Source organism: Mycobacterium rhizamassiliense (genome assembly GCF_900157375.1).
Classification (GTDB): Bacteria; Actinomycetota; Actinomycetes; order Mycobacteriales; family Mycobacteriaceae; genus Mycobacterium; species Mycobacterium rhizamassiliense.
This window is the reverse complement of sequence record NZ_LT721901.1, coordinates 677,537-698,743: the sequence shown is the minus strand read 5'-3', so window position 1 is coordinate 698,743 and position 21,207 is coordinate 677,537. Positions and strand designations below refer to the sequence as shown.

The 21,207-nt window shown below is 66.9% G+C and carries 19 protein-coding genes; 17 read left to right on the top strand and 2 right to left on the bottom strand.

Annotated features, from left to right (window positions below):
- Nucleotides 1-11 precede the first annotated feature (11 nt).
- The 7 genes from MRAB57_RS03485 to MRAB57_RS03455 all read left to right on the top strand — a co-directional run bounded on the left by MRAB57_RS03485 (nucleotide 12) and on the right by MRAB57_RS03455 (nucleotide 9,789).
- Nucleotides 12-3,962, top strand: a complete 3,951-nt coding sequence (locus MRAB57_RS03485) for a DNA-directed RNA polymerase subunit beta' (RefSeq protein ID WP_077086317.1) — start codon at nucleotides 12-14, stop codon at nucleotides 3,960-3,962.
- 118 nt (nucleotides 3,963-4,080) lie between these two features.
- On the top strand, nucleotides 4,081-4,839 hold the full coding sequence (locus MRAB57_RS03480) for a deoxyribonuclease IV (RefSeq protein ID WP_077086316.1): 759 nt from the start codon (nucleotides 4,081-4,083) through the stop codon (nucleotides 4,837-4,839).
- Nucleotides 4,840-4,849: 10 nt separating this feature from the next.
- A complete protein-coding gene (locus MRAB57_RS03475) occupies nucleotides 4,850-5,677 on the top strand; it encodes an extracellular catalytic domain type 1 short-chain-length polyhydroxyalkanoate depolymerase (RefSeq protein WP_077086315.1) in 828 nt (275 codons plus the stop codon).
- Between the two features lie 46 nt (nucleotides 5,678-5,723).
- The gene (locus tag MRAB57_RS03470; protein ID WP_077086314.1) at nucleotides 5,724-7,352 is read left to right on the top strand and encodes an acyl-CoA dehydrogenase family protein; all 1,629 of its coding nucleotides are present in this window, start codon (nucleotides 5,724-5,726) and stop codon (nucleotides 7,350-7,352) included.
- A gap of 8 nt (nucleotides 7,353-7,360) precedes the next feature.
- Nucleotides 7,361-8,299 (top strand): crotonase/enoyl-CoA hydratase family protein, encoded by a 939-nt coding sequence (locus MRAB57_RS03465; RefSeq protein ID WP_077086313.1) that lies wholly within the window; start codon nucleotides 7,361-7,363, stop codon nucleotides 8,297-8,299.
- A 3-nt stretch (nucleotides 8,300-8,302) separates the two neighbouring features.
- Nucleotides 8,303-9,025 carry a PaaX family transcriptional regulator C-terminal domain-containing protein gene (locus MRAB57_RS03460; RefSeq protein WP_077086312.1) on the top strand — a complete coding sequence of 241 codons (723 nt, stop codon included), beginning with the start codon at nucleotides 8,303-8,305 and terminating at the stop codon, nucleotides 9,023-9,025.
- Nucleotides 9,022-9,789, top strand: a complete 768-nt coding sequence (locus MRAB57_RS03455) for a crotonase/enoyl-CoA hydratase family protein (protein WP_077086311.1) — start codon at nucleotides 9,022-9,024, stop codon at nucleotides 9,787-9,789. The genes MRAB57_RS03460 and MRAB57_RS03455 overlap by 4 nt, the downstream gene beginning before the upstream one ends.
- 15 nt (nucleotides 9,790-9,804) lie before the next feature.
- On the opposite strand, the gene MRAB57_RS03450 is transcribed toward MRAB57_RS03455, so the two are convergent.
- A complete protein-coding gene (locus MRAB57_RS03450; protein ID WP_077086310.1) occupies nucleotides 9,805-10,266 on the bottom strand; it encodes a DUF3060 domain-containing protein in 462 nt (153 codons plus the stop codon).
- Nucleotides 10,267-10,326: 60 nt separating this feature from the next.
- Nucleotides 10,327-10,695: a DUF3060 domain-containing protein gene (locus MRAB57_RS03445; protein WP_077086309.1), complete on the bottom strand. Its 369-nt coding sequence runs from the start codon at nucleotides 10,693-10,695 to the stop codon at nucleotides 10,327-10,329.
- Between the two features lie 199 nt (nucleotides 10,696-10,894).
- Here MRAB57_RS03445 and MRAB57_RS03440 point away from each other — a divergent pair, with 199 nt between their 5' ends.
- The 10 genes from MRAB57_RS03440 to MRAB57_RS03395 all read left to right on the top strand — a co-directional run bounded on the left by MRAB57_RS03440 (nucleotide 10,895) and on the right by MRAB57_RS03395 (nucleotide 21,174).
- Nucleotides 10,895-11,539 (top strand): TetR/AcrR family transcriptional regulator, encoded by a 645-nt coding sequence (locus MRAB57_RS03440; protein WP_077086308.1) that lies wholly within the window; start codon nucleotides 10,895-10,897, stop codon nucleotides 11,537-11,539.
- 279 nt (nucleotides 11,540-11,818) lie between these two features.
- Nucleotides 11,819-12,193 carry a 30S ribosomal protein S12 gene (gene rpsL / locus MRAB57_RS03435; protein WP_011558401.1) on the top strand — a complete coding sequence of 125 codons (375 nt, stop codon included), beginning with the start codon at nucleotides 11,819-11,821 and terminating at the stop codon, nucleotides 12,191-12,193.
- Complete coding sequence (rpsG, locus tag MRAB57_RS03430) at nucleotides 12,193-12,663, top strand: 30S ribosomal protein S7 (RefSeq protein ID WP_077086307.1); 471 nt, start codon at nucleotides 12,193-12,195, stop codon at nucleotides 12,661-12,663. The genes rpsL and rpsG overlap by 1 nt, the downstream gene beginning before the upstream one ends.
- A gap of 87 nt (nucleotides 12,664-12,750) precedes the next feature.
- Nucleotides 12,751-14,856 carry an elongation factor G gene (gene fusA, locus MRAB57_RS03425; RefSeq protein WP_077086306.1) on the top strand — a complete coding sequence of 702 codons (2,106 nt, stop codon included), beginning with the start codon at nucleotides 12,751-12,753 and terminating at the stop codon, nucleotides 14,854-14,856.
- A gap of 127 nt (nucleotides 14,857-14,983) precedes the next feature.
- Entirely contained in the window at nucleotides 14,984-16,174 is a 1,191-nt protein-coding gene (gene tuf, locus MRAB57_RS03420; RefSeq protein ID WP_077086305.1) for an elongation factor Tu, read from the top strand.
- A 157-nt stretch (nucleotides 16,175-16,331) separates the two neighbouring features.
- Nucleotides 16,332-17,126 (top strand): PE family protein, encoded by a 795-nt coding sequence (locus MRAB57_RS29035; protein ID WP_083743289.1) that lies wholly within the window; start codon nucleotides 16,332-16,334, stop codon nucleotides 17,124-17,126.
- Between the two features lie 132 nt (nucleotides 17,127-17,258).
- A complete protein-coding gene (locus MRAB57_RS03410; RefSeq protein WP_077086304.1) occupies nucleotides 17,259-18,074 on the top strand; it encodes an SHOCT domain-containing protein in 816 nt (271 codons plus the stop codon).
- Nucleotides 18,075-18,152: 78 nt separating this feature from the next.
- On the top strand, nucleotides 18,153-18,980 hold the full coding sequence (locus MRAB57_RS03405) for a mycofactocin-coupled SDR family oxidoreductase (protein ID WP_077086303.1): 828 nt from the start codon (nucleotides 18,153-18,155) through the stop codon (nucleotides 18,978-18,980).
- Nucleotides 18,981-19,005: 25 nt separating this feature from the next.
- Entirely contained in the window at nucleotides 19,006-20,178 is a 1,173-nt protein-coding gene (locus MRAB57_RS03400) for an NAD(P)/FAD-dependent oxidoreductase (protein WP_077086302.1), read from the top strand.
- Between the two features lie 6 nt (nucleotides 20,179-20,184).
- Entirely contained in the window at nucleotides 20,185-21,174 is a 990-nt protein-coding gene (locus MRAB57_RS03395) for a D-2-hydroxyacid dehydrogenase family protein (RefSeq protein ID WP_077086301.1), read from the top strand.
- The last annotated feature ends 33 nt before the right edge of the window (nucleotides 21,175-21,207 follow it).

Sequence of the window (21,207 nt, the reverse complement as noted above, 5' to 3'; positions counted from 1 at the left end):
AAGGGAGTTACGTGCTCGACGTCAACTTCTTCGATGAACTCCGTATCGGCTTGGCGACGGCGGAGGACATCAGGCAATGGTCTTACGGCGAGGTCAAGAAGCCGGAGACGATCAACTACCGCACGCTGAAGCCCGAGAAGGACGGCCTGTTCTGCGAGAAGATCTTCGGACCGACTCGCGACTGGGAGTGCTACTGCGGCAAGTACAAGCGCGTCCGCTTCAAGGGCATCATCTGTGAGCGCTGTGGCGTCGAGGTGACTCGCGCCAAGGTCCGCCGCGAGCGGATGGGGCACATCGAGTTGGCCGCGCCGGTCACGCACATCTGGTACTTCAAGGGTGTGCCGTCGCGGCTCGGGTACCTGCTCGACCTCGCGCCGAAGGATCTCGAGAAGATCATCTACTTCGCCGCGTACGTCATCACGGCGGTCGACGACGAGATGCGCCACAACGAGCTCTCGACGCTCGAGGCCGAAATGGTGGTGGAGCGCAAGGGTATTGAGGACCAGCGCGACGCCGACCTGGAAGCCCGCGCCCAGAAGCTGGAGGCCGACCTGGCCGAGCTCGAGGCCGAGGGAGCCAAAGCCGATGCGCGCCGCAAGGTTCGCGACGGCGGTGAGCGCGAGATGCGCCAGATGCGTGACCGTGCCCAGCGCGAGCTGGACCGGTTGGAGGAGATCTGGACCACCTTCACCAAGCTGTCTCCCAAGCAGCTGATCGTCGACGAGAACCTGTACCGCGAGCTCATCGACCGCTATGGCGAGTACTTCACCGGCGCGATGGGCGCGGAGTCGATCCAGAAGCTGATCGAGACCTTCGACATCGACGCCGAGGCCGAGATACTGCGTGACGTCATCAAGAACGGCAAGGGGCAGAAGAAGCTTCGTGCGCTGAAGCGTCTCAAAGTTGTTGCGGCGTTCCAGATGTCGGGGAACTCGCCGATGGGCATGGTGCTCGACGCCGTTCCGGTGATCCCGCCGGAGCTGCGCCCGATGGTGCAGCTCGACGGTGGCCGGTTCGCGACCTCCGACCTCAACGACCTGTACCGGCGCGTGATCAACCGCAACAACCGGCTAAAGAGGCTGATCGACCTCGGCGCCCCCGAGATCATCGTCAACAACGAGAAGCGGATGCTGCAGGAGTCCGTCGACGCGCTGTTCGACAACGGCCGTCGTGGGCGTCCGGTCACCGGGCCGGGCAACCGTCCGCTGAAGTCGCTGTCGGATCTGCTCAAGGGTAAGCAGGGCCGGTTCCGTCAGAACCTGCTCGGTAAGCGTGTCGACTACTCGGGCCGTTCGGTCATCGTGGTCGGCCCGCAGCTCAAGCTGCACCAGTGCGGTCTGCCCAAGCTGATGGCGCTGGAGCTGTTCAAGCCGTTCGTGATGAAGCGACTGGTCGACCTCAACCACGCGCAGAACATCAAGAGCGCCAAGCGCATGGTGGAGCGTCAGCGTCCGCAGGTGTGGGACGTGCTCGAAGAGGTCATCGCCGAGCACCCGGTGCTGCTGAACCGCGCGCCCACCCTGCACCGGCTAGGCATCCAGGCCTTCGAGCCAATGCTGGTGGAGGGCAAGGCCATTCAGCTGCACCCGCTGGTGTGTGAGGCGTTCAACGCCGACTTCGACGGTGACCAGATGGCAGTGCACCTGCCGCTGAGCGCCGAGGCGCAGGCCGAGGCCCGCATCCTGATGCTGTCTTCCAACAACATCCTGTCGCCCGCGTCGGGCCGGCCGCTGGCCATGCCGCGTCTGGACATGGTGACCGGGCTGTACTACCTGACCACCGAGATCGACGGCGCCGACGGTGAATACCAGCCGGCCGCCAAGGATCAACCGGAGGTTGGCGTGTACTCCTCGCCGGCCGAGGCGATCATGGCGTCGGACCGCGGTGCGCTGTCGGTGCGGGCAAAGATCAAGGTGCGGCTGACGCAACTGCGTCCGCCGGCCGAGATCGAGGCCGAGCTGTTCGGTGTCAACGGTTGGCGGCCGGGCGATGCCTGGTTGGCCGACACCACGCTGGGCCGGGTGCTGTTCAACGAGCTGCTGCCGCTGGGCTACGCGTTCGTGAACAAGCAGATGCACAAGAAGGTGCAGGCCGCGATCATCAACGATCTGGCCGAGCGCTACCCGATGATCGTGGTCGCGCAGACCGTCGACAAGCTGAAGGACGCCGGTTTCTACTGGGCGACCCGCAGCGGCGTCACGGTCTCGATGGCCGACGTGCTCGTCCCGCCGCGCAAGAAGGAGATCCTCGACCACTACGAGGACCGGGCCGACAAGGTCGAAAAGCAGTTCCAGCGTGGGGCTTTGAACCGCGAGGAGCGCAACGAGGCGCTGGTGGAGATCTGGAAAGAAGCCACCGACGAGGTCGGTCATGCGCTCCGCGAGCACTACCCCAGCGACAACCCGATCATCACGATCGTCGAGTCCGGTGCCACGGGTAACTTCACCCAGACCCGAACGCTGGCCGGCATGAAGGGCCTGGTGACCAACCCGAAGGGGGAGTTCATCCCGCGTCCGATCAAGTCTTCGTTCCGCGAGGGCCTGACCGTGCTTGAGTACTTCATCAACACGCACGGCGCTCGAAAGGGCTTGGCGGACACCGCGTTGCGTACCGCCGACTCGGGTTACCTGACCCGTCGCCTGGTGGACGTGTCGCAGGACGTCATCGTCCGTGAGCACGACTGTGAGACCGAGCGCGGCATCGTCGTCGAGCTGGCCGAGCGTCAGGCCGACGGCACGCTGATCCGTGACCCGTACATCGAAACCTCGGCGTACGCGCGGACTTTGGGAGCCGACGCGGTCGACGAGAAGGGCAAGGTCGTCGTCGCGCGTGGCGAGGACCTGGGTGACCCGTCGATCGACGCTCTGCTTGCAGCGGGCATCACGCAGGTCAAGGTGCGCTCGGTGCTGACGTGTACGACCGGCACCGGTGTGTGCGCGACGTGCTACGGGCGGTCGATGGCCACCGGCAAGCTGGTCGACATCGGCGAGGCCGTCGGTATCGTGGCGGCCCAGTCCATCGGTGAGCCCGGCACGCAGCTGACGATGCGCACCTTCCACCAGGGTGGTGTCGGTGAGGACATCACCGGCGGTCTGCCCCGTGTGCAGGAGCTGTTCGAGGCGCGGGTTCCGCGCGGTAAGGCGCCGATCGCCGACGTCACCGGGCGGATTCAGCTCGAGGATGGTGAGCGCTTCTACAAGATCACCATCGTTCCCGACGACGGCGGCGAGGAAGTCGTCTACGACAAGCTCTCCAAGCGGCAGCGGCTGCGTGTGTTCAAGCACGAAGACGGTTCCGAGCGAGTGCTGTCCGACGGCGACCACGTCGAGGTGGGCCAGCAGCTGATGGAAGGTTCGGCCGACCCGCACGAGGTGCTGCGTGTGCAGGGCCCCCGCCAGGTGCAGATCCACCTGGTTCGGGAGACTCAAGAGGTCTACCGCGCTCAGGGTGTGTCCATCCACGACAAGCACATCGAGGTGATCGTTCGCCAGATGCTGCGGCGCGTCACCATCATCGACTCGGGCGCTACGGAGTTCCTGCCCGGCTCGTTGATCGAGCGTGCTGGTTTCGAGGCGGAGAACCGCCGGGTGGTGGCCGAGGGCGGCGAGCCCGCCGCCGGCCGGCCGGTGCTGATGGGTATCACGAAGGCGTCGCTGGCCACCGACTCGTGGCTGAGTGCGGCGTCGTTCCAGGAGACCACGCGGGTGCTGACCGATGCGGCGATCAACTGCCGCAGCGACAAGCTGCAGGGTCTGAAGGAGAACGTGATCATCGGAAAGCTGATCCCGGCCGGTACCGGTATCAACCGGTACCGCAACATCCAGGTGCAGCCGACCGAGGAAGCCCGCGCTGCGGCGTACACGATCCCGTCCTACGAGGATCAGTACTACAGCCCGGACTTCGGCCAGGCGACCGGAGCCGCGGTTCCGCTGGACGACTACGGCTACAGCGACTACCGCTAGTCAACAATCGAAAAAGCCCCGGGTTTTCACCCGGGGCTTTTTCGTGCGCCGAGTGTGCGGCTAGCTTCACGCTCGGCGCCACCACGGGCCGTCGGGGGCCCTCACTACACTGGCCCACGTGCTTATCGGTTCACACGTCAGTCCGCAGGACCCGCTGGCGGCCGCGGCCGCCGAGGGCGCCGACCTGGTACAGATCTTCCTCGGCAACCCGCAGAGCTGGAAGGCGCCCAAGCCCCGGGAGGATGCCGACGTGCTGAAGGCCGCGGCGCTGCCGATCTATGTGCACGCGCCCTACCTGATCAACGTCGCGTCGGCGAACAACAAGGTGCGGATCCCGTCGCGCAAGATCCTGCAGCAGACGTGCGACGCGGCCGCCGACATCGGTGCCGCGGCGGTCATCGTGCACGGCGGGCACGTCGCCGACGACAACGACCTGGACGAGGGTTTCGTCCGCTGGCGCAAGGCGCTCGACCAGCTGGAGACCACCGTCCCGGTGTATCTGGAGAACACCGCCGGCGGCGACCACGCGATGGCGCGGCGCTTCGACATCATCGGCCGGCTCTGGGATGTCATCGGCGACACCGGGATTGGCTTCTGCCTGGACACGTGCCACACGTGGGCGGCGGGTGAGGCGATGATCGACGCGGTGGCCCGCATCAAGGCCATCACCGGGCGCATCGACCTGGTGCACTGCAACGATTCCAAGGACGAGGCCGGCTCGGGCCGCGACCGCCACGCCAACCTGGGCACCGGCCAGATCGACCCCGACTTGTTGGTCGCGGCCGTGAAATCCGCTGGGGCGCCCGTGGTTTGCGAAACGGCGGACGTGGGGCGCAAAGACGACATCGCCTTCCTGCGGGAAAAGACGAAGGGCTGATTGCGGGCCTATGCTCGGACGGCTCGCCGCGTTACTCGGGTTGGCGCTCGTCGTGGCGGGTTGCTCGACGATGCCATCGGGCTTCGTCAAGGGCACCAGCCTCCACCACCTCACCGTGGGTGGGCACGAACGCAGCTATCGCCTGCATCTGCCCGACGGCCTTCCGGGTTCGGCCCCGCTGGTGCTGGTGATGCACGGGGTGACGGGCAGTGCCGCACAGGTCGAAACGGACTTCCACTGGGACGATGTGGCCGACCCCACTAAATTCGTGGTGGCCTACCCGGATGGCCTCGGGAACGCCTGGAACGTCGACGGGCAGACCTGCTGCGGGCGCGCGGGCCGAGACGGCGTCGACGACGTGGGCTTCATCCGCGCGGTCGTCGACGACATCTCCCGCCACGTCGGCATCGACCCCGCGCGGGTCTACGCCACCGGCATGAGCAACGGCGGCATCATGTCCTACACGCTGGCATGCACCACCGACATCTTCGCGGCGATCGGGCCGGTCGCCGGTGTCCAGCTGAACGCGTGTCCGTCTCCGCGGCCGACGTCGGTCATGCACATCCACGGGACCGCTGATCATCTCGTGCCGTACGGCGGCGGCCCGGGGTACAGCGTGATCGACGGCCCACCGATTCCGGACGTGAATGCGTTCTGGCGCAGGGTCGACCAATGCGGGGCGCCGGCCGCGACGACGGACGGGCCGGTCACCACCTCGACCGCCGGGTGCGCCGACAACCGGGGCGTCGTGCTGATCACGATCGATCAGGGCGGCCACGACTGGCCGTCGTGGGCGGCGCAGACGCTATGGCAGTTCTTCGCGACACACGCGCGTTAGTGTTACACCTCTTGTGCGGTTGTCGGGAAAATGTAATATGAGTGGCATGTCAGACACGCACGTCGTCACCAACCAGGTTCCGCAGCTGGAGAACCACAACCCCGCCACCTCGCCGATGCTGCTCGAGGCCCTGATCCGGGAGGGCGGGGAGTGGGGGCTGGAAGAGGTCCACGCCGTGGGGGCGCTGTCGGCCAGTCACGAAGCGCAGCGCTGGGGCGAGCTTGCGGACCGTAACCAGCCCATCCTGCACACCCACGACCGCACCGGGCACCGCGTCGACGAGGTCGAATTCGATCCGGCGTACCACGAGCTGATGCGTGCGGCGATCGCGCACGGCATGCACGCCGCGCCGTGGGCCGACGACCGACCGGGCGCGCACGTGGTGCGGGCCGCCAAGACTTCGGCGTGGACGGTGGAGCCTGGGCACGTCTGCCCGATCTCGATGACCTACGCCGTCGTCCCGGCCCTGCGCTACAACCCCGAGCTGGCCGCGGTGTACGAGCCGCTGCTGACCAGCCGCGAGTACGACCCGGAGCTCAAGCTGGCCACCACGAAGGCCGGCATCACCGCGGGTATGTCGATGACCGAGAAGCAGGGTGGGTCCGACGTACGGGCCGGCACCACGCAGGCCACTCCAAACGGCGACGGCAGCTACAGCCTGACCGGTCACAAGTGGTTCACCTCGGCGCCGATGTGCGACATCTTCCTGGTGCTCGCCCAGGCCCCGGGCGGGCTGTCGTGCTTCATGCTGCCGCGGGTGCTGCCCGACGGCAGCCGCAACCGAATGTTCCTGCAGCGCTTGAAGGACAAGCTCGGCAACCACGCCAACGCCTCGAGTGAGGTCGAATACGACGGCGCCATCGCGTGGCTGGTGGGCGAGGAGGGGCGCGGCGTCCCGACCATCATCGAAATGGTGAACCTGACCCGCCTGGACTGCGCCCTGGGCAGCGCCACCAGCATGCGTACCGGCCTGACCCGCGCCATCCACCACACCCAGCATCGAAAGGCGTTCGGCGCCTATCTGATTGACCAGCCGCTGATGCGCAACGTGCTGGCCGACCTGGCCGTCGAGGCCGAAGCCGCCACGATCGTCGCGATGCGGATGGCCGGCGCCACCGACAAGGCGTTGCGTGGCGACGAGAAGGAAACGCTGCTGCGCCGCATCGGCTTGGCAGCCAGCAAGTACTGGGTGTGCAAGCGCGCCACCCCGCACGCCGCCGAGGCGCTGGAATGCTTGGGCGGCAACGGTTACGTCGAGGAGTCCGGCATGCCGCGGTTGTACCGCGAGGCCCCGCTGATGGGAATCTGGGAGGGCTCTGGCAACGTCAGCGCCCTGGATACCTTGCGCGCCATGGCAACTCGCCCGGAATGTGTCGAGGTGCTGTTCGCGGAGCTTTCCGAGAGCGCGACCCAGGACCCGCGGCTGGGCGGCCACGTCGAGCGGCTGCGGCAAGACCTGGCCGACCTGGACGCCATCGCCTACCGGGCCCGCAAGGTCGCCGAGGACATCTGCCTGGCGCTGCAGGGCTCGCTGCTGCTGCGCCACGGTCACCCCGCCGTCGCCGAGGCCTTCCTCGCGACCAGGCTGGGCGGCCAGTGGGGCGGCGCGTTCGGCACCATGCCGACCGGGCTCGACCTGGCGCCCATTCTGGAACGAGTCCTGGTAAAGGGCTGAACCCCAACATGACTCACGCCATCAGGCCGGTCGACTTCGACAACCTCAAGACGATGACCTACGAGGTCACCGACCGAGTCGCGCGCATCACGTTCAACCGGCCGGAGAAGGGCAACGCGATCGTCGCGGACACCCCGCTGGAGCTCTCGGCGTTGGTGGAGCGTGCCGACCTCGACCCGGGAGTGCACGTCATCCTGGTGTCGGGCCGCGGCGAGGGATTCTGCGCGGGTTTCGACCTGTCCGCCTACGCCGACCGCACCGGATCGGCCGGCGGCACCGGCGCGTACGCGGGCACCGTGCTGGACGGCAAGACGCAGGGCATCAACCACATGCCGGATCAGCCCTGGGATCCGATGATCGACTACCAGATGATGAGCCGATTCGTGCGCGGCTTCTCCAGCCTGATGCACGCCGACAAGCCAACGGTGGTCAAGATTCACGGCTACTGCGTGGCCGGCGGCACCGACATCGCCTTGCATGCCGACCAGGTGATCGCCGCCGCGGACGCCAAGATCGGCTACCCGCCGACCCGGGTGTGGGGGGTGCCGGCGGCGGGCCTGTGGGCCCACCGCCTCGGCGACCAACGCGCCAAGCGCCTGCTGTTCACCGGCGACTCCATCACCGGCGCGCAGGCTGCCGAGTGGGGTCTGGCCGTCGAGGCGCCCGATCCCAAAGACCTCGACGAGCGCACCGAGCGACTCGTGCAGCGGATCGCGGCGGTGCCGGTGAACCAGCTGATCATGATCAAGCTCGCGCTGAATTCGGCTCTGCTGCAACAGGGTGTGGCCACCAGCAGGATGGTCAGCACCGTGTTCGACGGCGTCGCCCGCCATACACCCGAGGGGCACGCGTTCGTCGCCGACTCGGTCGAGCACGGCTTCCGTGAGGCGGTGCGCCATCGCGACGAGCCATTCGGCGACCACGGCCGGCGGGCCTCCGAGGTCTAGCGCATGCCGGATATGACAGCGCGGTCGGTGGTGCTGAGCGTGCTGCTGGGCGCACACCCGGCGTGGGCCAGCGCTAGCGAATTAATCCGTCTGACAACCGATTTCGGTATCAAGGAGACAACCCTAAGGGTCGCGCTGACCCGCATGGTCAGCGTTGGGGACCTGATTCGTTCCGACGACGGCTACCGGCTGTCGGATCGGCTGCTGGCTCGCCAGCGCCGCCAGGACGACGCGATGCGCCCGCGCACCCGGGACTGGCACGGATCCTGGCACGTCGTGATCGTCACCAGTGTGGGCACCGATGCCCGCACCCGCGCGACGCTGCGAACGACTATGCACAACAAGCGTTTCGGTGAGCTGCGCGAGGGCGTCTGGATGCGGCCCGATAACCTGGACCTCGAGCTGGAGCCCGAGGTGCGGCAGCGGGTGCGGCTATTGAGCGCCCACGACGACGCCCCCGCCGAACTGGCCGGCCAGCTGTGGGACCTGCCCGAGTGGGCCGATACCGGACACCGGCTGCTCGCGGAAATGGCTGGGGCCCCGGATATTCCGGGCCGGTTCCTGGTCGCCGCGGCGATAGTGCGCCACCTGCTCACCGATCCGATGCTGCCGGCCGAATTGCTGCCCGCCGAGTGGCCCGGCCCCGGGCTGCGCGATACCTATCACGACTTCGCCACTGAATTGGCGCAACGACGCGACCTATCCCAACTCCTGGAGGCGACATGAACGAGCCCGTGCGTGTGGAACGCGAGGGTCCGGTGACCACGGTGATCCTGGACCGGCCCGGCGCGCGTAACGCCGTCAACGGCCCGACGGCGGCCGCGCTGTGCGAGGCGTTCGAAGCCTTCGACCGTGACGATTCCGCTTCGGTCGCGGTGCTGTGGGGTGATAACGGAACCTTCTGTGCGGGAGCCGATTTGAAAGCCTTCGGCACGACGGACGCAAACGTTGTGCATCGGACCGGGCCGGGGCCGATGGGCCCGTCCCGCATGGTGCTGTCGAAGCCGGTGATCGCGGCGGTGAGCGGCTATGCGGTGGCTGGCGGACTGGAGCTGGCCATCTGGTGTGACCTGCGCGTGGCCGAGGAAGACGCCGTATTCGGCGTGTTCTGCCGGCGCTGGGGAGTGCCGCTGATCGACGGCGGCACGGTGCGGCTGCCGCGGCTGATCGGGCAGAGCCGGGCGATGGACATGATTCTCACCGGACGCGCGGTGGCCGCCGACGAAGCGCTGGCGATGGGATTGGCTAACCGGGTGGTACCCAAGGGCCAGGCCCGTGCGGCGGCCGAGGCGTTGGCGGCCGAATTGGCCGCGCTGCCGCAGCAGTGCCTGCGCTCGGATCGACTATCGGCGCTGCAGCAGTGGGGGTTGCCGGAGGCCGAGGCGATCGATTTCGAGTTCGCCAGCATCTCGAGGGTTGCCGCCGAGGCCAACGAGGGGGCGGGACGGTTCGCCGCCGGCGCCGGCCGCCACGGCGCGCCAGCGGGCTAGCTCGACAACCGCCGGTCAGCTTCCCTTGTTGATGGTGTTGCCCGAGCCGAGGTTGTCCACCTTGGGGTCGCCGTCCTTATAGGTGATGGTGTTGTTCAAACCCAGCACCGTGATGCGTGTTTCGACCTTGTCGAAGGTGATCTTGTTGTTGGTGCCGCCGATGGACGCGGTCGCGCAGGTGCCGGTGATGGTCAGGGTGTTGTCCGAACCCGCGACGTTCACCGACTTCCCGGTGGCGCAGTCGAGGGTGGTGGTGGTCCCCATCGACCCGTAGTTCAGGGTGTTGCCGATCTCGACGGACGCGGTGGTGCTCGGGCTGCCCGTGGTCGACGCGGCCGCGGCGCTGGTCGTGGTGGTCGTCGTCGTTGTCGTGGTGCCACCCGGCGGGTTGGCCGTCGAACTGCAGCCGGCCAGCGCCACGGCGGCGATCGCCGGGGCCAACACGATTGCGGACAGTCTGGGGGAGCGGTCAATCATGTTGGCGCGCAACGTTCCTCGATTCCCTGTGGTGGACGGTAACTGCGATCGCGGCGCGGCTCAGCTCCCGACGTGCTGAAGCCGATTCGTCATGCCCAGCTCACGGCCGCGGTCCCAGAGGATCGGCGAGCCGTTCTTGTAGAATACCGCCTGGTCGTAGCCGTAGACGGTGATGTCGTGGGAAACCGAGTCGGCCACGATGGTGTTGTTCGAGCCCATCACGGTCACCGCGTAGCAGTTGCCCAGGGCGGTGATGGTGTTTCCCGTGCCGTTGACGATCAGCGTGGCATCGCCGCAGTCGACCACCTGCTCGGTGTCCTCGGCGATGATGTGGGTGTCGCCGTTCTTGGCGAAGGCGAGCGGTGCCGGGGCGGCGATGATTGTGATGAGACAGGTAGCCAGCGACCCGGTGATGGCCGTCCACTTCATTGCGGGCCCCCTCGCGACGGGTGATTTGCTCAATTGAGCCTGGAAAGAGATTACGTGCATTTGGCCGCCCGATGGCAGAACTTTTTTCTCCACGCCGATCGCGCCGAAACTCCGCGGCCGCCGGAGTAGGTTCGCACGTGCGTCAACTAGAGTCATTAGTTGACCTGTACCCGGGTCCCGCAATCGAAGGGCGATCGCCATGGCAGCTCGGCCGGAACCGCCGGCGGGCGGCCGCCAGCGCGCGGGCAGATCCCCGTCCCGTCCCGCCAAGCTGAGCCGTGACGGCATCGTCGACGGCGCGCTGACCTTCCTGGACCGCGAGGGCTGGGATTCGCTGACCATCAACGCGCTGGCCATGCAGCTGGGGACCAAGGGCCCGTCGCTGTACAACCACGTCGACAGCCTGGAAGACCTGCGCCGCGCCGTGCGGATCCGCGTCATCGACGACATCATCATGATGCTCAACCGGGTCGGGGAGGGCCGCGCCCGCGACGACGCGGTGCTGATGATGGCAGGCGCCTACCGTAGCTACGCGCACCACCACCCGGGTCGGTATTCGGCGTTCACGCGGATGCCGCTGGGCGGCGACGATCCCGAGTACGCCGCGGCCACCCGGGGCGCGGCCGCGCCGGTGATCTCCGTGCTGTCCTCCTACGGCCTCGACGGAGAGCAGGCCTTTTTCGCCGCGCTGGAGTTCTGGTCGGCGCTGCACGGGTTCGTGCTGCTGGAAATGACCGGCGTGATGGACGACATCGACACCGATGCGTTGTTCTCCGACATGGTGTTGCGGCTGGCCACGGGCCTGGACCGGCGCACCGCCCCGCAGGGCACCGGCCCGGGCTGACCCCGGCCGCAGACGCGCGGGAGCCGGTGACCCAGCGTCCAGCGGCCGCTTTGACCTGCGCGACCAGCGCCGGGTATTGTGGTGGCTCGTGCCTGGCGGCTTACGGCGCCTGACGTAAGGAAGTGGATGCCGGGCGAATTCGCATGTCTCCGACGTAACGGATGGGCCCGGTGCCGAGCGCATGCGACACACCCGGCCGCGGGGTACGACGGCAGGGCATAACTGCAGTACAGAGACTTTGAGACAGCTAGCAAGACCTAGAACACAGAAAGCCGGTACATGCCAACCATCAACCAGCTGGTCCGCAAGGGTCGCCGCGACAAGATCGCCAAGGTCAAAACCGCGGCCCTGAAGGGCAGCCCGCAGCGCCGTGGCGTATGCACTCGCGTGTACACCACTACCCCGAAGAAGCCGAACTCGGCGCTTCGGAAGGTCGCGCGTGTGAAGCTGACCAGCCAGGTCGAGGTCACCGCCTACATCCCGGGTGAGGGCCACAACCTGCAGGAGCACTCGATGGTGCTGGTGCGCGGCGGTCGTGTGAAGGACCTGCCGGGTGTGCGGTACAAGATCATCCGCGGCTCGCTTGACACCCAGGGCGTCAAGAACCGCAAGCAGGCGCGTAGCCGCTACGGCGCCAAGAAGGAGAAGAGCTAATGCCGCGCAAGGGGCCCGCACCGAAGCGGCCGCTGGTCAACGACCCGGTCTACGGGTCGCAGCTGGTGACGCAGCTGGTCAACAAGGTTCTGCTGGACGGGAAGAAATCCCTGGCCGAGCGCATTGTTTATGGTGCGCTCGAACAAGCCCGCGATAAGACCGGCACCGACCCGGTGATCACGCTCAAGCGCGCTCTCGACAACGTCAAGCCGGCCCTCGAGGTGCGCAGCCGCCGCGTTGGTGGTGCGACCTACCAGGTGCCGGTCGAGGTTCGTCCCGAACGGTCCGTGACGCTGGCCCTGCGCTGGCTGGTCAGCTTCAGCAAGGCTCGTCGGGAGAAGACGATGGTCGAGCGCCTGGCCAACGAGATCCTCGACGCCAGCAATGGCCTGGGTGCCGCCGTCAAGCGACGCGAGGACACCCACAAGATGGCGGAGGCCAACCGCGCCTTTGCGCACTATCGCTGGTAGGAGCCGAGCCAGGCTCCGAAGACGGAGTCGCCGCGGCGACGTAAGACAGCGAATTAACCGAGCAATCGAAAGAGTGGGAAGACTTCTGTGGCACAGAAGGACGTGCTGACCGACCTGACCAAGGTCCGCAATATCGGCATCATGGCGCACATCGACGCCGGCAAGACCACGACGACCGAGCGGATCCTCTACTACACCGGTATCAGCTACAAGATCGGTGAGGTGCACGACGGCGCCGCCACCATGGACTGGATGGAGCAGGAGCAGGAGCGGGGGATCACCATCACCTCCGCCGCCACCACCTGCTTCTGGAACGACAACCAGATCAACATCATCGACACCCCGGGCCACGTCGACTTCACCGTCGAGGTGGAGCGCAGCCTGCGCGTGCTCGACGGTGCCGTTGCCGTCTTCGACGGCAAGGAGGGGGTCGAGCCGCAGTCTGAGCAGGTGTGGCGCCAGGCCGACAAGTACGACGTCCCGCGGATCTGCTTCGTCAACAAGATGGACAAGATCGGTGCCGACTTCTACTTCTCGGTGAAGACGATGGAAGACCGGCTGGGCGCCAACGTCATCCCGATCCAGCTGCCCGTCGGCTCCGAGGGCGACTTCGAAGGCGTCGTCGACCTGGTCGAGATGAAGGCCAAGGTGTGGCGCGGCGAGACCAAGCTGGGCGAGACCTACGAAACCATCGACATCCCGGCGGAACTTCAGGAGAAGGCGGACGAGTACCGCACCAAGCTGCTCGAGGCCGTTGCGGAAACCGACGAGGCGCTGCTGGAGAAGTACGTCGGCGGCGAGGCGCTGTCTGTCGCGGAGATCAAGGGTGCGCTGCGCAAGCTGACCATCAACTCCGAGGCCTACCTGGTGCTGTGCGGTAGCGCGTTCAAGAACAAGGGCGTGCAGCCGATGCTGGACGCGGTCATCGATTACCTGCCCTCGCCGCTGGACGTGCCGGCGGCCGTCGGCCACGCGCCGGGCAAGGAAGATGTGGAGATCATCCGCAAGCCGTCGACCGACGAGCCCTTCTCCGCGCTGGCCTTCAAGGTCGCCACCCACCCGTTCTTCGGGAAGCTGACCTACGTCCGGGTGTATTCCGGCAAGGTCGATTCGGGCAGCCAGGTCATCAACGCCACCAAGGGTAAGAAGGAGCGGCTGGGCAAGCTGTTCCAGATGCACTCCAACAAGGAGAATCCCGTCGAGACCGCGTCCGCGGGTCACATCTATGCGGTGATCGGCCTGAAGGACACCACCACGGGTGACACCCTGAGCGACCCGAACGACCAGGTCGTACTGGAGTCCATGACCTTCCCCGACCCGGTCATCGAGGTGGCCATCGAGCCGAAGACGAAGAGCGACCAGGAGAAGCTGTCGCTGTCGATCCAGAAGCTCGCCGAAGAGGACCCGACGTTCAAGGTGCACCAGGACTCCGAGACCGGCCAGACCGTGATCGGCGGCATGGGCGAGCTGCACCTGGACATTCTGGTGGACCGGATGCGCCGCGAGTTCAAGGTCGAGGCGAACGTCGGCAAGCCGCAGGTGGCCTACAAGGAGACCATCAAGCGGATGGCGGAGAAGGTCGAGTTCACCCACAAGAAGCAGACGGGTGGTTCGGGCCAGTTCGCCAAGGTGCTGATCAACCTCGAGCCCTTCGTCGGCGAAGACGGTGCGACCTACGAGTTCGAGAACAAGGTCACCGGTGGCCGCATCCCGCGTGAGTACATCCCCTCGGTGGATGCCGGTGCGCAGGACGCGATGCAGTACGGCGTGCTGGCCGGCTACCCGCTGGTCAACGTGAAGGTCACCTTGCTTGACGGCGCCTACCACGAGGTGGACTCCTCGGAAATGGCGTTCAAGATCGCGGGTTCACAGGTGCTGAAAAAGGCTGCGCAGCAAGCCCAGCCGGTGATCCTCGAGCCGATCATGGCGGTCGAAGTGACCACACCCGAGGACTACATGGGTGACGTGATCGGCGACCTGAACTCCCGCCGTGGCCAGATTCAGGCCATGGAGGAGCGGGCTGGTGCGCGCGTCGTTCGGGCGCACGTGCCGCTGTCGGAGATGTTCGGCTACGTCGGCGACCTGCGGTCCAAGACTCAAGGCCGGGCGAACTACTCCATGGTGTTCGACTCGTACGCGGAAGTTCCGTCGAACGTGTCGAAGGAGATCATCGCGAAGGCGACGGGCGAGTGAGCTTGTTCCGAACCGAGCGGTGATCGCCAGGCCGCCAAGGGGTAACCTGGCCCGGTCACACACCGCGGCACAACTAGAAACATCAACACTGCTTTAACAAGCACCAACAGTCCAGGAGGACACAAAAGTGGCGAAGGCGAAGTTCGAGCGGACGAAGCCGCACGTCAACATCGGGACCATTGGTCACGTTGACCACGGCAAGACCACGTTGACCGCGGCTATCACCAAGGTTTTGCATGACAAGTACCCGAACCTGAACGAGTCGCGTGCGTTCGACCAGATCGACAACGCGCCCGAGGAGCGTCAGCGCGGTATCACGATCAACATCTCCCACGTGGAGTACCAGACCGAGAAGCGCCACTACGCCCACGTGGACGCCCCGGGTCACGCCGACTACATCAAAAACATGATCACCGGTGCGGCCCAGATGGATGGCGCGATCCTGGTGGTCGCCGCGACTGACGGCCCGATGCCGCAGACCCGTGAGCACGTGCTGCTGGCCCGTCAGGTCGGCGTGCCCTACATCCTGGTCGCGCTGAACAAGGCCGACATGGTCGACGACGAAGAGCTGCTCGAGCTCGTCGAGCTCGAGGTGCGCGAGCTGCTCGCCGCCCAGGAGTTCGACGAGGAGGCCCCGGTGATCCGGGTCTCGGCCCTCAAGGCACTCGAGGGCGACGAGAAGTGGGTCAAGTCCGTCGAAGAGCTGATGGATGCCGTCGACGAGTCGATTCCGGACCCGGTTCGTGAGACCGACCGTCCGTTCCTGATGCCCGTCGAGGACGTCTTCACGATCACCGGTCGTGGCACCGTGGTCACCGGTCGTGTCGAGCGCGGTGTGGTCAACGTGAACGAGGAAGTCGAGATCGTCGGCATCAAGCCGACCAGCACCAAGACCACGGTCACCGGTGTGGAGATGTTCCGCAAGCTGCTCGACCAGGGGCAGGCCGGCGACAACGTCGGGCTGTTGCTGCGTGGTATCAAGCGTGAGGACGTCGAGCGCGGCCAGGTTGTGGTCAAGCCCGGCACCACCACGCCGCACACCGAGTTCGAGGGCAGCGTCTACATCCTGTCCAAGGACGAGGGCGGCCGGCACACGCCGTTCTTCAACAACTACCGTCCGCAGTTCTACTTCCGCACCACCGACGTGACCGGTGTGGTGACGCTGCCGGAGGGCACCGAAATGGTGATGCCCGGTGACAACACCAACATCTCGGTGAAGCTGATCCAGCCCGTCGCCATGGATGACGGTCTGCGGTTCGCGATCCGTGAGGGTGGCCGCACCGTCGGCGCCGGCCGGGTCGTCAAGATCATCAACTAGCTCTACAGCAAAGGGCCCGGGTCGCATTTAAGCGATTCGGGCCCTTTGCTTTCGTTTGGGTCAATAAAGTTCACCGAACTCCGGTAAGATCATCGATGCCCAGTATCGAGTTTGACGGTGCGTTCGGCCTACCGTCGCGGTCTGGCGGGAGGTTCGGATGTCGTTTGTCAACGCGACGCCGGAGTATGTGTCGGCGGCGGCATCCGACTTGGCAAATATCGGTTCGGCGATTGGCGATGCCAACTCGGCGGCCTCGGGTCCGACCTCCAGTGTTTCCGCGGCGGGTGCCGATGTGGTGTCGGCGACCATCGCCCAACTATTCGGTGCGCACGCGCAGGCCTATGAGGCGATCAGCGCCCAGGCGGCGCTTTTCCACCAGCAGTTCGTCCAGCTCATGAGCAGCGGCGCGGCCCAGTACGCCAGCGTCGAGGCGGCCAACGCCGCGCCCTTGCACGCCGCGCAGCCGCTGATCAGCGGGGCGGCGCAGGCGGGTTCGGTTGCTGCGGGGGTTCCCGCGGCCAGCGTGGCGCAGGCCCCGGCGGTCGTGGCGCCAGGTGTCGTTGCACCGGCCGCCGTTGCGGCGGCTCCGCTGTCGACGGCCCTTTCCCCGGCGGTCGCGGCGCCGGCCGGTGCCGCGCTGGCGGCAGCGCCAGTCGGGGGACCGGCGACGAGCGGCGCGGTGCTCACCTCGGCGCGGGCCGAGGCGCCGGGCTATTCGGCGGCGGTGTCGTCGTCTCCCGCGGTGGCGGCGACGGATGCCGCGGGGCCGGCCACGGTGTTGCCGGCCGCTGCGCAGGCGGAAGCCACGGACTTCTCGCCGGCCAGCGCACTGCCGGCGGCGGTGCCGCCGATCGCCGGTGCGCCCGCTGTGCTGGCGGCGTCGCACGCTCCCGCCCCCGGGTCTGCGGCCTTGGAGGCGGCGAAGATGCGGCCGAAAGTGACGCCGCGCTGACGGTGGGCGGCGTGGAAGCGCTTAACCGCCCCGCAAAGCTAAGAGCACGTTCTGAGCCCGTGGCGGTTCCGTGATACGGCGCCCAGAGCGGGGCTAGTCTGGCACGAACTTCCCAACGGCGAGGAGACACACGTGTTGGCGCGCTACCTCAAGACACAGTTAATGGTTTTGCTGTGCGGTGGCCTGGTGGGGCCTATCTTTTTGATCGTCTACTTCACGCTGGGGTTGGACAACTTGCTGGCGTGGATGCTGTATGTCGGCTTGCTCATCACCGTCGCCGACGTGCTGATCGCCCTGGCGCTGACCAACTACGGGGCGAAGTCGGCAGCAAAGTCCGCGGAGCTCGAGCAGCACGGCGTGCTGGCGCTGGCTCAGATCACCGGCCTCACCGAGACCGGGACCCGGATCAACGAGCAGCCGGTGGTCAAGGTGACTCTGCACGTCGCGGGCCCCGGGTTCATGCCGTTCGAGTGCCAGGACCGGGTGATCGCGAGCGTCACGCGACTGGGCAACCTCACCGCGCGCAAGCTCGTGGTGCTGGTCAATCCCACCACGCAGGAGCACCAGATCGACTGGGAACGCAGCGCTTTGGTCAACGGGCTGGTCCCGGCCCAGTTCACGGTGGCCGAGGACAACAGAACCTACGACCTGAGCGGGCAGGCCGGGCCGTTGATGGAGATTCTGCAGATCCTCAAGGCCAACGGCGTTCCGCTGAACAGGATGGTCGACATCCGGTCGAACCCGGGGCTGCGCGCCCAAATCCAGGCCGTGGTGCGGCGCGCGGCCGAACAGCAGGCGCCGGCCGCCGCGCCCGCCGCCGGCGGCGCCGGACCCGGCCAGCCCTCTATCGCCGAGCGGCTCCAGGAGCTCGAGACGCTGCGCGCCAGCGGCACGTTGACCGACGACGAGTACAACTCCCGACGGGCCCAGATCATCTCGGAAATCTGAACCCGGACCTACTTCGGGATTAGTTAGAACACGTTTCAGTTTCGCTGCTAGCCTGTCTTTCGGCGAAAGGGGCGTGCCTTGGCGGGACAGGTTGGAGCACTGCAAGGACGGGTGGCGTTCGTTACCGGCGCGGCTCGCGCGCAGGGGCGAGCGCACGCGGTGCGACTCGCGCGGGAGGGCGCCGACATCATCGCGCTCGACATCTGCGCCCCGGTGTCGAGCACCATCACCTACACACCGGCGACGCCCGAAGACCTCATCGAGACCGTCCGCTTGGTGGAGGCCGAAGGCCGCAAGGTGCTGGCCCGCGAGGTCGACATCCGCGACGACGCGGCGGTGCGGCAACTCGTGGCCGACGGCGTCGAACAGTTCGGTCGTCTCGACGTCCTGGTCGCCAACGCCGGCGTCCTGGGCTGGGGCCGCGTCTGGGAACTCACCGACGAGCAGTGGGACACGGTGATCGGGGTCAACCTGACCGGCACGTGGCGCACACTGCGCGCGGCGATCCCCGCGATGATCGACGCCGGCAACGGCGGCTCCATCGTGGTCGTCAGCTCATCGGCCGGCCTGAAGGCCACACCGGGCAACGGCCATTACTCCGCAACCAAATTCGGGCTCACCGCCCTCACCAATTCGCTGGCGATCGAGCTGGGCGAGTACGGCATCCGGGTCAACTCCATACACCCGTATTCGATCGACACCCCGATGATCGAGCCGGAGGCGATGATGGACATCTTCGCCAAGCATCCCCGCTTCGTGCACAGCTTCCCGCCAATGCCGATGCAGTACAAGGGATTCATGGCGCCCGAGGAGGTTTCCGACGTCGTCGCCTGGTTGGCCGGCGACGGCGCGGGCACGGTGACCGGCATGCAGATCCCCGTCGATAAGGGTGCCCTAAAGTACTGATCGCCCCGCGTGCTATGAACTCCACGTGAGCAATAACGGAATCGTGATCGTTGGGGGCGGGCTCGCTGCTGCCCGCACGGCCGAGCAACTGCGCCGAGCGGAATACACCGGGCGCATCACCATCGTCAGCGACGAGGCGCATCTGCCGTACGACCGGCCGCCGTTGTCCAAGGAAGTGCTGCGCAAAGAGGTCGACGACGTCGTGCTCAAGCCGCGCGAGTTCTACGACGAGAACGACATCACCCTGCAGCTGGGCGCCGCCGCCACCAGCCTGGACACCGGCGCGCAGACCGTGACCCTCGCCGATGGCACCGTGCTGCACTACGACGAGCTGGTGATCGCGACCGGGTTGGTCCCGCGGCGCATCCCGGCGATCCCGGATCTCGAGGGCGTTCGCGTGCTGCGGTCGTTCGACGAGAGCATGGCACTGCGCGAACACGCATCCGAGGCGCAACGCGCCGTGGTGATCGGCGCCGGCTTCATCGGCTGCGAGGTCGCGGCCAGCCTGCGCAGCCTCGGGGTCGAGGTCGTCCTGGTCGAGCCGCAGCCGACCCCGCTGGCCACGGTGCTGGGGGAGCAGATCGGCGAGCTGGTGGCGCGGCTGCACCGCAACGAAGGCGTGGACTTGCGCACCGGCGTCGGGGTCGCGGAGGTCCGCGGCGAGAAGCACGTCGAGCAGGTGGTGCTCGGCGACGGCACCGAACTGGCCGCGGACCTGGTCGTCGTCGGCATCGGGTCGCGACCGGCCACCGAGTGGCTTGAGGGCAGCGGCGTCGAGGTCGACAACGGGGTGATCTGCGACGAGGCCGGAAAGACCAGCGCGCCGAACGTGTGGGCGCTCGGCGACGTCGCGTCCTGGCGTGATGCGACGGGACATCAAGCGCGCGTGGAACATTGGAGTAACGTCGCCGACCAGGCGCGCGTCGTGGTCCCCGCGATGCTGGGGCAGGACGTGCCGGAAGTCGTGGTGGTCCCGTACTTTTGGAGCGACCAGTACGACGTGAAGATCCAATGCCTGGGCGAGCCGGAGGCCACCGACGTCGTGCATCTGGTCGAGGACGACGGGCGTAAATTCCTGGCCTACTACGAGCGCGACGGGGTAGTGGTCGGTGTGGTCGGCGGCGGGATGCCCGGCAAGGTCATGAAGGCCCGAGGCAAGATCGCCGCCGCTACGCCCATCTCGGAAATGCTGGGCTAGGACCGCATGCCCCGGGTGGCGATACTCGACGACTACGCCGGCGCGGCACTCGAACTCGCCGACTGGTCACCCGTGCAAAGCCGTTCCGAGGTAACCGTTTTCAACCGCCCTCTCTCCGAGGCGGAGGCCGCCGACGCGCTGCGGCCATTCGACGTGCTGTGCACCATGCGCGAGCGGATGGCGCTGCCCCGCACGCTGCTCGAGCGGCTGCCGAACCTCAAACTCGTCACGATCGTCGGGCGCAGCCTGCCGAACCTGGACATGGCCGCGGCCACCGAACACGGGATCCTGGTCGCGCAATCGGATTTCGCCAATCCCCGGTTCCGCGCCGTCCACGACGCCACGCCCGAACTGGCGTGGGGATTGATGATCGCCACGGTGCGCAATCTCGCCGAAGAACATCGCCGGATGCGTGACGGCGGGTGGCAGACCACGCTGGGGATGACGCTGTCGGGCAAGACGCTCGGGATTCTCGGCCTCGGCCGGACCGGAACGCGAATGGCCCAATACGCGAAAGCCTTTGGCATGAACGTCATTGCGTGGAGCCAGAACCTCACCGACGAGGCCGCAGCGGCGGCCGGTGCGCGCCGGGTCGAGAAACCGGCGCTGTTCGAGCAGTCCGACGTGGTCTCCATCCACCTGGTGCTCTCCGAACGCACCCGGGGTTTGGTCGGCGAGGCCGAGCTGGGACTGATGAAGCCGAACGCGTACCTGATCAACACCTCGCGCGGGCCGATCGTCGACGAGGCCGCCCTGATCGCCGCGCTGAGCGGCGGGCGCATCGCGGGGGCCGGGCTCGACGTTTTCGACCTCGAACCGCCCGCCCCCGACCACCCGTTGCGGCTGCTGCCGAACGTGACGCTGTCTCCTCATCTCGGCTACGTCACCAGCGAAATGCTGGCCGCCTTCTACGAGGACACCATCGAAGCCGTGGCGGCCTGGCTGGACGGGACGCCGGCGCGGATCGCCAACCCCGAGGCGCTGGCCGACGGCTAGGTCGCCAGCGACCCCTGCAAAACCCCTGGGCTG

Excerpts from the sequence above, each read along its gene's own strand:
- MRAB57_RS03475 (WP_077086315.1), top strand. The coding sequence starts at position 4,850 with ATGCTCGGACGGCTCGCCGCGTTACTCGGGTTGGCGCTCGTCGTGGCG.
- MRAB57_RS03470 (WP_077086314.1), top strand. The coding sequence starts at position 5,724 with ATGTCAGACACGCACGTCGTCACCAACCAGGTTCCGCAGCTGGAGAAC.
- MRAB57_RS03465 (WP_077086313.1), top strand. The coding sequence starts at position 7,361 with ATGACTCACGCCATCAGGCCGGTCGACTTCGACAACCTCAAGACGATG.
- MRAB57_RS03460 (WP_077086312.1), top strand. The coding sequence starts at position 8,303 with ATGCCGGATATGACAGCGCGGTCGGTGGTGCTGAGCGTGCTGCTGGGC.
- MRAB57_RS03455 (WP_077086311.1), top strand. The coding sequence starts at position 9,022 with ATGAACGAGCCCGTGCGTGTGGAACGCGAGGGTCCGGTGACCACGGTG.
- MRAB57_RS03450 (WP_077086310.1), bottom strand. The coding sequence starts at position 10,266 with ATGATTGACCGCTCCCCCAGACTGTCCGCAATCGTGTTGGCCCCGGCG.
- MRAB57_RS03445 (WP_077086309.1), bottom strand. The coding sequence starts at position 10,695 with ATGAAGTGGACGGCCATCACCGGGTCGCTGGCTACCTGTCTCATCACA.
- MRAB57_RS03440 (WP_077086308.1), top strand. The coding sequence starts at position 10,895 with ATGGCAGCTCGGCCGGAACCGCCGGCGGGCGGCCGCCAGCGCGCGGGC.
- rpsL (WP_011558401.1), top strand. The coding sequence starts at position 11,819 with ATGCCAACCATCAACCAGCTGGTCCGCAAGGGTCGCCGCGACAAGATC.
- rpsG (WP_077086307.1), top strand. The coding sequence starts at position 12,193 with ATGCCGCGCAAGGGGCCCGCACCGAAGCGGCCGCTGGTCAACGACCCG.
- MRAB57_RS29035 (WP_083743289.1), top strand. The coding sequence starts at position 16,332 with ATGTCGTTTGTCAACGCGACGCCGGAGTATGTGTCGGCGGCGGCATCC.
- MRAB57_RS03395 (WP_077086301.1), top strand. The coding sequence starts at position 20,185 with ATGCCCCGGGTGGCGATACTCGACGACTACGCCGGCGCGGCACTCGAA.